General features: G+C 60.7%; 7 protein-coding genes. All 7 read right to left on the bottom strand.

The window, feature by feature from the left end:
• Window positions 1-275 (bottom strand): CvpA family protein (locus ACIPIZ_RS21065; RefSeq protein WP_401167212.1); only part of this gene is annotated, 275 nt, incomplete at its 3' end.
• A 98-nt stretch (window positions 276-373) separates the two neighbouring features.
• Complete coding sequence (locus ACIPIZ_RS21060) at window positions 374-1,033, bottom strand: SPOR domain-containing protein (RefSeq protein ID WP_401167209.1); 660 nt, start codon at window positions 1,031-1,033, stop codon at window positions 374-376.
• The gene (gene folC, locus ACIPIZ_RS21055; protein WP_122854662.1) at window positions 1,017-2,324 is read right to left on the bottom strand and encodes a bifunctional tetrahydrofolate synthase/dihydrofolate synthase; all 1,308 of its coding nucleotides are present in this window, start codon (window positions 2,322-2,324) and stop codon (window positions 1,017-1,019) included. The genes ACIPIZ_RS21060 and folC overlap by 17 nt, the downstream gene beginning before the upstream one ends.
• On the bottom strand, window positions 2,321-3,241 hold the full coding sequence (gene accD, locus ACIPIZ_RS21050) for an acetyl-CoA carboxylase, carboxyltransferase subunit beta (protein ID WP_007913458.1): 921 nt from the start codon (window positions 3,239-3,241) through the stop codon (window positions 2,321-2,323). The genes folC and accD overlap by 4 nt, the downstream gene beginning before the upstream one ends.
• Window positions 3,242-3,445: 204 nt before the next feature.
• Window positions 3,446-4,072: a phosphoribosylanthranilate isomerase gene (locus ACIPIZ_RS21045; RefSeq protein ID WP_105708864.1), complete on the bottom strand. Its 627-nt coding sequence runs from the start codon at window positions 4,070-4,072 to the stop codon at window positions 3,446-3,448.
• A 65-nt stretch (window positions 4,073-4,137) separates the two neighbouring features.
• A complete protein-coding gene (gene truA / locus ACIPIZ_RS21040) occupies window positions 4,138-4,962 on the bottom strand; it encodes a tRNA pseudouridine(38-40) synthase TruA (protein WP_034152768.1) in 825 nt (274 codons plus the stop codon).
• Between the two features lie 267 nt (window positions 4,963-5,229).
• Window positions 5,230-7,884 (bottom strand): FimV/HubP family polar landmark protein, encoded by a 2,655-nt coding sequence (locus ACIPIZ_RS21035; RefSeq protein ID WP_401167204.1) that lies wholly within the window; start codon window positions 7,882-7,884, stop codon window positions 5,230-5,232.
• Window positions 7,885-7,994: the final 110 nt, after the last annotated feature.

Genomic DNA, 7,994 nt, shown 5'->3' with positions numbered 1-7,994 from the left:
CGTACCAACTCGCCGATAAGATAATTGATCATTGCGCCCACGATCAGTGTGGCGACAAACATGATGGCACAGCCCGCGATCACGCGAGCCGATGGGGTTTCGATGTATCCGGCGAGGTACTCGGACAGTGAGCCACCGAACATCCAGGCGACGGCTCCTGCGATGATCCAGGTCACCAGCGATAATGCTTCCTTGACGAAGCCGCGGCTCAAACTGATCAAAGCGGAGATGGCGATGATTGCAACGATCGCCCAGTCAACCCAGGTAAATGGCACAGTGCAGCCTACAGACGGATAAGGCGGCGCATTTTAGCAGAGCGCATGCCTCTCGGTAAGCTGCGATTGTCAGTGCATTTCAATCGAGGCGATAGTTTTTAGCCGCGCTCAGGCTGGAAGCGCACAACAAAACCCTTGAGGTTCTGCTGACGCCCCAACAGATCACGCAGACGATCAGCCTCGGCACGCTCGATCAGCGGGCCGACAAACACCCGATTCTTGCCGTCGGCAGAGCGGATGTAAGCGTTATAGCCCTGACTGCGCAGGGTCTTCTGCAGGCTTTCGGCGCTGGCACGACTCGACAGACTGGCCAGTTGCACCGACCAGCTCACCGACAGACCGTTGGCATCGACGCGGCTTTGCGTTGTGTCCGGCCTGGACGAGGACGCAGTGATCGGCTGAGCTGGCGCAGGAATCGGCTTGGCCACCGCGGGAGGCGCAACAGGCTTGGTGATCATAATGGGAGCCGTCGGCGCAGGCGCAACAGGTGCAACAGGTGCAACAGGCGCAGTATCTTCTGCGACTTCTTCATCCGTTGGCACTGGCTCTTGCGGCAAGGCTTGCGGCTCAGGCACGGCGACCGCTTCCATTTGCACTTGCGGCATGGCAGGCGCTTGCGGAGCGGCGGGCGCCTCGACAGTCACCTGACGCTGCTCATCCTGACGGGAAAACAGCATCGGCAGGAAGATCACCGCCAGCGCGACCAGCACCAAAGCGCCAACCATGCGCTGCTTGTAAGCTTTATCCAGCAAAGCCATTTGCCGCTTCCTCCGTGGAGCGCCGGGCCAGCCATTCAAGGGCCTCGGCGACACAATAAAATGATCCGAACAACAGAATCTCGTCGTCGCTGGTGGCTACGGCGCACTGCCCTTCCAGCGCGGCGGCAACACTGTCGTAAGACGTGACCGACGCACCAAGGTTCTGCAATGCCGCCTGCAATTCAGCTACCGGGCGAGCTCGCGGCGAATCCAGCGGCGCCACTGCCCAGTGCGCGACACTAGCACTCAATTCGCCGACAACACCATCCAGATCCTTGTCAGCCAGCAGACCAAATACCGCCAAGCGCTTGCCGACTGGCGGCCGCGCGGCCAGACGACGGGCCAGATACTCGGCGGCATGCGGATTGTGACCAACATCCAGCAACACATTCAGGCGCTTGCCGCCCCAATCGAACGAGCGGCGATCAAGGCGCCCGACCACGCGCGTCGCCTGCAGGGCGACGACGATCTGCTGCGCATCCCACGGCAAACCAAGCAGCAGGTACGCCTGCAACGCCAGCGCGGCGTTTTCCATCGGCAGATCGAGCAGCGGCAGGTCATGCAACTCTACCGCCTGGCCTTGCGCATCGGTGCCGCGCCACTGCCAGTGCTGATCGGTGATGCCAAGGTCGAAATCGCGTCCACGCAGGAAGAACGGACAGGCCAGTTCACGCGCCTTGTCGAGCAGCGGTTGCGGAGGATTCAGATCGCCGCACAAGGCAGGTTTGCCCTGACGGAAGATACCGGCCTTTTCGAAAGCCACGGATTCACGGGTATCACCCAGATAATCGGCGTGATCGACGCCAATGCTGGTGACCAGTGCGATATCGGCATCAACCACGTTGACCGTGTCCAGACGCCCGCCCAGACCGACTTCAAGCACCACCGCATCGAGTCCGGCCTGTTGGAACAGCCAGAACGCCGCGAGAGTGCCCATCTCGAAGTAAGTCAGGGAAGTGTCGCCGCGCCCGGCCTCGACTGCAGCAAAGGCTTCGCACAGCTGCGCGTCAGTGGCTTCGACGCCATTGAGCTGCACCCGCTCGTTGTAACGCAGCAGATGCGGGGAATTGTAGACACCAACGCTCAGGCCCTGCGCGCGCAGCAATGAAGCCACGAATGCGCAGGTCGAACCCTTGCCGTTGGTGCCGGTGACCGTAATCACCCGAGGCGCCGGCTGGCCCAGCCCCATCCGGGACGCTACCTGTTGCGAACGCTCCAGGCCCATGTCGATGGCCGATGGATGCAACTGCTCAAGGTAGGCGAGCCACTCGCCAAGGGTGCGCTCGGTCATAGGCCAGCAGGTACCGGCGGAACCACGATCGGCTCGATTGGCGCGGCGACGAATTTCGGCGTCGGCTTGCCAGTCATCTGTGCGAGCAGGTTACCCAGACGTGGGCGCAGCTCCTGACGGTGGATGATCATGTCGATGGCACCGTGTTCCAGCAGGAATTCACTGCGCTGGAAGCCTTCCGGCAGTTTTTCACGCACGGTTTGCTCGATAACGCGCGGACCGGCGAAGCCGATCAGGGCTTTCGGCTCACCGACGATCACGTCGCCGAGCATCGCCAGACTCGCGGAAACACCGCCGTAGACCGGGTCGGTCAACACCGAGATGAACGGAATGCCTTCTTCACGCAGACGCGCCAGTACGGCGGAAGTCTTGGCCATTTGCATCAGCGAGATCAGCGCTTCCTGCATGCGCGCACCGCCGGAAGCGGCGAAGCAGATCATCGGGCAACGGTTTTCCAGGGCGTAGTTGGCAGCGCGGACGAAGCGCTCACCAACGATGGCACCCATCGAACCGCCCATGAAGGCAAATTCGAACGCCGAAACCACTACTGGCATGCCCAGCAAGGTGCCGCTGACGGAGATCAGCGCGTCTTTTTCGCCGGTCTGCTTCTGTGCGGCGGTCAGGCGATCCTTGTACTTCTTGCCGTCGCGAAACTTCAGACGGTCAACCGGCTCCAGATCGGCGCCCAGTTCGTTGCGACCTTCGGCATCGAGGAAGATGTCGATGCGTGCACGTGCGCCGATGCGCATGTGGTGGTTGCACTTGGGGCAAACGTCCAGGGTCTTTTCCAGCTCTGGACGATACAGCACCGCCTCGCAAGACGGGCATTTGTGCCACAGACCTTCAGGGACCGAGCTCTTCTTGACCTCGGAACGCATGATCGAAGGGATCAGTTTGTCTACCAACCAGTTGCTCATGCTTTTTTTCTCCAGTACCGGCGGCCCGAACGCTCTGGTTCGCAGCCCCGCGTATGCCCTTCAGCTAAATTCATGTGTGTGGCGATGGTTGACAGACAGCCACGGTCAGCGCGAAACATGACCTGCGTGCTATCCCCAAACCCTCAGCCGCGCCTGCTTTGTGCAAGTGCATTGATGGACGGCGGCAGACTGCCAGCCGTCACATCAATATGGAGCTTTGCGCGCAGCGTTGATGAATGCGCGAATCTTTGCGTGATCCTTGATGCCTTTGCTCGCCTCTACTCCACCGCTGACGTCTACCGCGTAGGGTTTTACCCGCGCCACGGCGTCGGCGATGTTCTCGGGGGTCAAACCACCGGCAAGAATCAACGGTTTGCTCAAACCTTGCGGAATCAATGACCAGTCGAACGCCTCACCGGTTCCGCCGGGCACGCCTTCGACGTAAGTGTCGAGCAGCACGCCACTGGCGCTCGGGTAAGCATCAACGGCAGCGGCGATGTCATCGCCAGCCTTGACCCGCAACGCCTTGATATACGGACGGTGCCAGCCTTCACAGTCTTCAGCGACTTCATCACCATGGAACTGCAGCAGATCCAGCGGCACCGCATCGAGGATTTCGCCCAACTCGCAGCGGCTGGCGTTGACGAACAGGCCCACAGTGGTCACGAACGGCGGCAACGCCTTGATGATCGCACGCGCCTGCTGCACGCTCACCGCGCGTGGACTCTTGGCGTAAAACACGAAACCGATCGCATCAGCCCCGGCTTCGACGGCGGCCAACGCATCTTCCATGCGGGTAATCCCGCAGATCTTGCTGCGAACGGCTGGCATGTCGAGAAAAACTCCAAGGCAAAATCCGGGAAAGTCCCGGATGGTAACAAAAGCGTTCGAAGGCGTCAGCCGTCAAGTTCGGAGAAACCCGTAAGGAAATGTGGCCCGATAAAACGCTCGGGCAACGGGAATTCGTCGTGGTACTCGACTTGCACCAGGTACAACCCGTACGGATGCGCGGTCACCCCACCAGAGCGGCGCTCGCGGCTTTCCAGCACTTCCTTCATCCATTCGACTGGACGCTCGCCCGCACCGATGGTCATCAGTACGCCAGCGATGTTGCGCACCATGTGATGCAGGAAAGCATTGGCGCGGATGTCGAGCACGATCATCTTGCCGTGACGGGTCACGCGCAGGTGATGCATCTTCTTGATCGGCGACTTAGCCTGACACTGGCCGGCGCGAAACGCACTGAAATCATGGGTGCCGATCAGATACTGCGCGGCCTCGGCCATGCGCTCGACGTCCAGCGGACGGTGGTTCCAGGTGATTTCTTCATTGAGATGCGCCGGGCGAATCTGATCGTTGTAGATCACGTAGCGATAGCGCCGGGCGATGGCTTTGAACCGCGCATGGAAATGCGCCGGCATCACCCGCGCCCAACTGACGCTGATGTCGTGCGGCAGATTGATATTGGCGCCCATGACCCAGGCTTTCAGCGAACGATCAACCGTGGTATCAAAGTGCACCACTTGTCCGCAAGCATGCACGCCGGCATCGGTGCGCCCGGCGCACTGCAAGGAGACCGGCGAGTTGGCGACTTTCGACAAGGCTTTTTCAAGCTCTTCCTGCACCGTCGCCACACCCGTCAACTGACGCTGCCAGCCACTGTAGCGCGAGCCTTTGTACTCAACGCCCAACGCAACGCGGTAAAAGCCGTCGGGGGCCATTTCGGCGACCGGGTTATCTATGTTTGCCAAGGTGGGACAGCCTGCTGTTTTTGCAAAGGCGGGCATTATAAGGCTGTGGTTCAGGGATGCCAGAACTCTCTATTGGCAGTTCTGGCCCTATCGCGAGCAGGCTCACTCCTACAGGGGAACGCATTCCAAATGCAGGAGTGAGCCTGCTCGCGATAGCAATCCTTCAGACACCACTGAATCCGGCACAAACAAAAACGGCAGCCTCAATGGGCTGCCGTTTTGTTTACCGCAGATTGACTACAGGCTCGAGAGCATTTCCTTGGCTTCACCACGCTGTTTCTCGTCACCCTCGGTCAGCACTTCGTTGAGGATGTCGCGTGCACCATCGGCATCGCCCATGTCGATATAGGCCTGCGCCAGATCGAGCTTGGTCGCGGCCTCGTCGGTGCCGGCAAGGAAGTCGAAATCGTCTTCACCCAGATCACCACCGATTGCCGCATCGGCTTCAGTGAAGGTCGGTTCGGCAACGCTTTGCGACAGACGATCCAGCTCGGCGTTAACGTCATCCAGTTCTGCTGCGAATGCGTCAGGCTCAGCCGCCGGATTGCTGTCCATTTCGTCGGCCAGCGACAGATCGAAATCAGCCGGCAGCTCCAGATCATCCTGCGGCACGTCAGCTACCACCGGCGCCTCGACTGGAGGCAGATCCTTCACGCCTTCGTCCAGATCCAGCAGGAAGTCATCGTCCGCCAGATCAGCCGCAGGAGCCGCCGGCTCGGCACCGAGATCCAGATCCAGATCGAAGTCCGACAGGTCATCCAGATTCTCTTTGATGTCGGTCTGCTGTTGCAGCACCGACTCGAAGCTCAGGTCATCGTCGGACGGGAATTCGTCCAGCTCGACCGGCGCTTCGGGCTCAACCACAGGCGCTGGCTCAACTGGCGTGATGTTGTCGAGATCGTCCAGGCTCAGGTCAAACGCACTGTCCAGGTCATCTTCAACAGGAGCTGGCGCAGGCGCTTCAGGCTCATCCAGCAACAGTTCCTTGACGTACTGTGCATCCAGCTCAGCAGCCACGGCAGCAGCGGCCAGCCCCGAAGCAGCGACGACGGCCATCGCCGGGAAGCGACTCTTCAGTTCTTCGACCTTGGCAAAGTTGTCGCCATTGGCCACCAACTGACGTTCCTGGCCGACGAACGCATCGCGATCGCCCTGCTGACCGTAGACTTCCATCAGTTTCAGACGCAGATCACTGCGTTGCGGCTCGAGGCTGACGCCCTCCTCCAGCAATGCTGCAGCCTGATTCAGGCGACCGGCACTGATGTGCGATTGCGCCTTGTCGAGCACGTCATCGGAACGCTCGGCGGCCGGCGCCACCAGCGGCGCGGCAATCGGCTCAGCCATCACGATCGGCGCCACTACCGGAGCCACGACTGGAGCAGGAGCAGGCGCCGGAGTGTTGAGCTTGACGCTCGCCGCTGGCGTTTCCAGACCTTCGAAGCTGCTTTCCGGCAGATCCTGCTCGGCGGAGAACTCTTGTTCTTCGGCCAGCGCACGAGCCATGCGCACATGCTTTTCAGCTTCCTGCTGAGCTTTGCGGCGACGCGCCAACAGCAACAGCAGGAGCAGCAGAACTACCGCACCGCCACCGATCAGACCCAACAGGATCGGATTGGTCAGCAGCTCATTGAAGGTTTTTTCATCATCAGCCGCAGGTTTGGTTTCGACAACCGGCTCGACCACTGGCTCAACCGGTGTTTCGGCAGGTGGAGCAATGGCAGATTCTGGCGTCGGCGCTGCTTCTGCAGGAGTAGCCGGCGGTGTGGCAGCCAGCTCAGCAGTGATCGCCGGAACCGGCGCGACTGCGCCATTCGCGGCCGGGGCAGCGCCCGCGCCTTCGGCCTGCAGTTTCGCCAGTTGATTGTTCTTCAGCTCGATGAGCTTTTGCAGTTTGTCCATCTGACTTTGCAGATCGGACATGCGGCTTTTCAGTTCCTCGTTGTCACGACGGGTCGTGTCGAGGTTTTCCTGAGTGACTGCAAGCTTGTTGCTCAAGGCTTGGGCGTCACCTGCCGGGCCTTTGCCGCGCGCCTTGGCACTCTCGGCGGAGACCAGGCTCAGATTGTCCTGGGCGTTCTGTGCTCCAGCGGTATTGCCGCGACCACGGTTGGTCGCATCGAGCTGCTGCTGACCGGTGCCGGGCTTGGCCACATAGCGACGGCCCGTGCGCCAGGCTTCGTTCTGCGCCGCGACCTCGGCAATTGCTTTCGACTGCGGCAATGCAGTGCTTTGCACCGAATCCGGCAGACGTAGCACCTGACCGGTTTTCAGCCGGTTGATGTTGCCGCCAATGAACGCATCCGGGTTCAACGCTTGAATGGCCAGCATGGTCTGCTGCACCGAACCACCGTTGCGCGCCTTCGCGGCAATCTCCCACAGGGTATCGCGCGGCGTGGTGGTGTATTGCGTCGGGTGTGTGGCGCCCGTGGTCGGTGCGGCGATGGTCTGCGACGGCGCCGGTTGTGCGGCGGCGTCAGCGGTCTCTGGCGAGAACTTCGATGGATCCAGCAGCACGCTGTAATCGCGCAGCAGACGACCGTTCGGCCACATCACCTGCACGAGGAATTTCACCATCGGTTCCGACAACGGCTTGCTCGACGTTACGCGCAGCACGCTTTTGCCGCTGGCGTTGAGCACCGGAGTGAAAGTCAGGTCATTGAGGAAGGCCTGGCGATCGACGCCGGCCTTGGCGAAATCTTCGGGTGAAGCCAGGCTCGGCACCACTTCGGCAGCAGTGAGATCCTTGACGTCGAGCAGCTCGATTTCAGCCACCAGCGGCTGGTTCAGGGTCGACTTCAGGGTCAGCTCCCCGAGCCCGAGGGCATGCGCCATACCGGAGGACAGCGCCGAGGCGGCCGCTATTGCTAACACCAGTTTGCGAACTTGAACCATAGCCTCATCCTTTGTTTGAACGTTCCTCGGCCAGCGAGAAGATATTGATTGCCGCTGCCGTAAGGCATTGCGCGCGACGACGACAGATGTCGCGCGCGCTCATTTCTTTG

Origin of the sequence: Pseudomonas sp. NPDC087690 (genome assembly GCF_044743175.1) — a bacterium.
Lineage (GTDB): Bacteria > Pseudomonadota > Gammaproteobacteria > Pseudomonadales > Pseudomonadaceae > Aquipseudomonas.
The sequence above is the reverse complement of the archived record's forward strand: the minus strand, read 5'-3'. Positions and strand labels throughout refer to the sequence as shown.

What these genes read in the sequence shown, in the direction of transcription:
- ACIPIZ_RS21035 (WP_401167204.1), bottom strand. Translation starts at nt 7,884, where the DNA reads ATGGTTCAAGTTCGCAAACTGGTGTTAGCAATAGCGGCCGCCTCGGCG.
- ACIPIZ_RS21060 (WP_401167209.1), bottom strand. Translation starts at nt 1,033, where the DNA reads ATGGCTTTGCTGGATAAAGCTTACAAGCAGCGCATGGTTGGCGCTTTG.
- folC (WP_122854662.1), bottom strand. Translation starts at nt 2,324, where the DNA reads ATGACCGAGCGCACCCTTGGCGAGTGGCTCGCCTACCTTGAGCAGTTG.
- truA (WP_034152768.1), bottom strand. Translation starts at nt 4,962, where the DNA reads ATGGCCCCCGACGGCTTTTACCGCGTTGCGTTGGGCGTTGAGTACAAA.
- ACIPIZ_RS21045 (WP_105708864.1), bottom strand. Translation starts at nt 4,072, where the DNA reads ATGCCAGCCGTTCGCAGCAAGATCTGCGGGATTACCCGCATGGAAGAT.
- accD (WP_007913458.1), bottom strand. Translation starts at nt 3,241, where the DNA reads ATGAGCAACTGGTTGGTAGACAAACTGATCCCTTCGATCATGCGTTCC.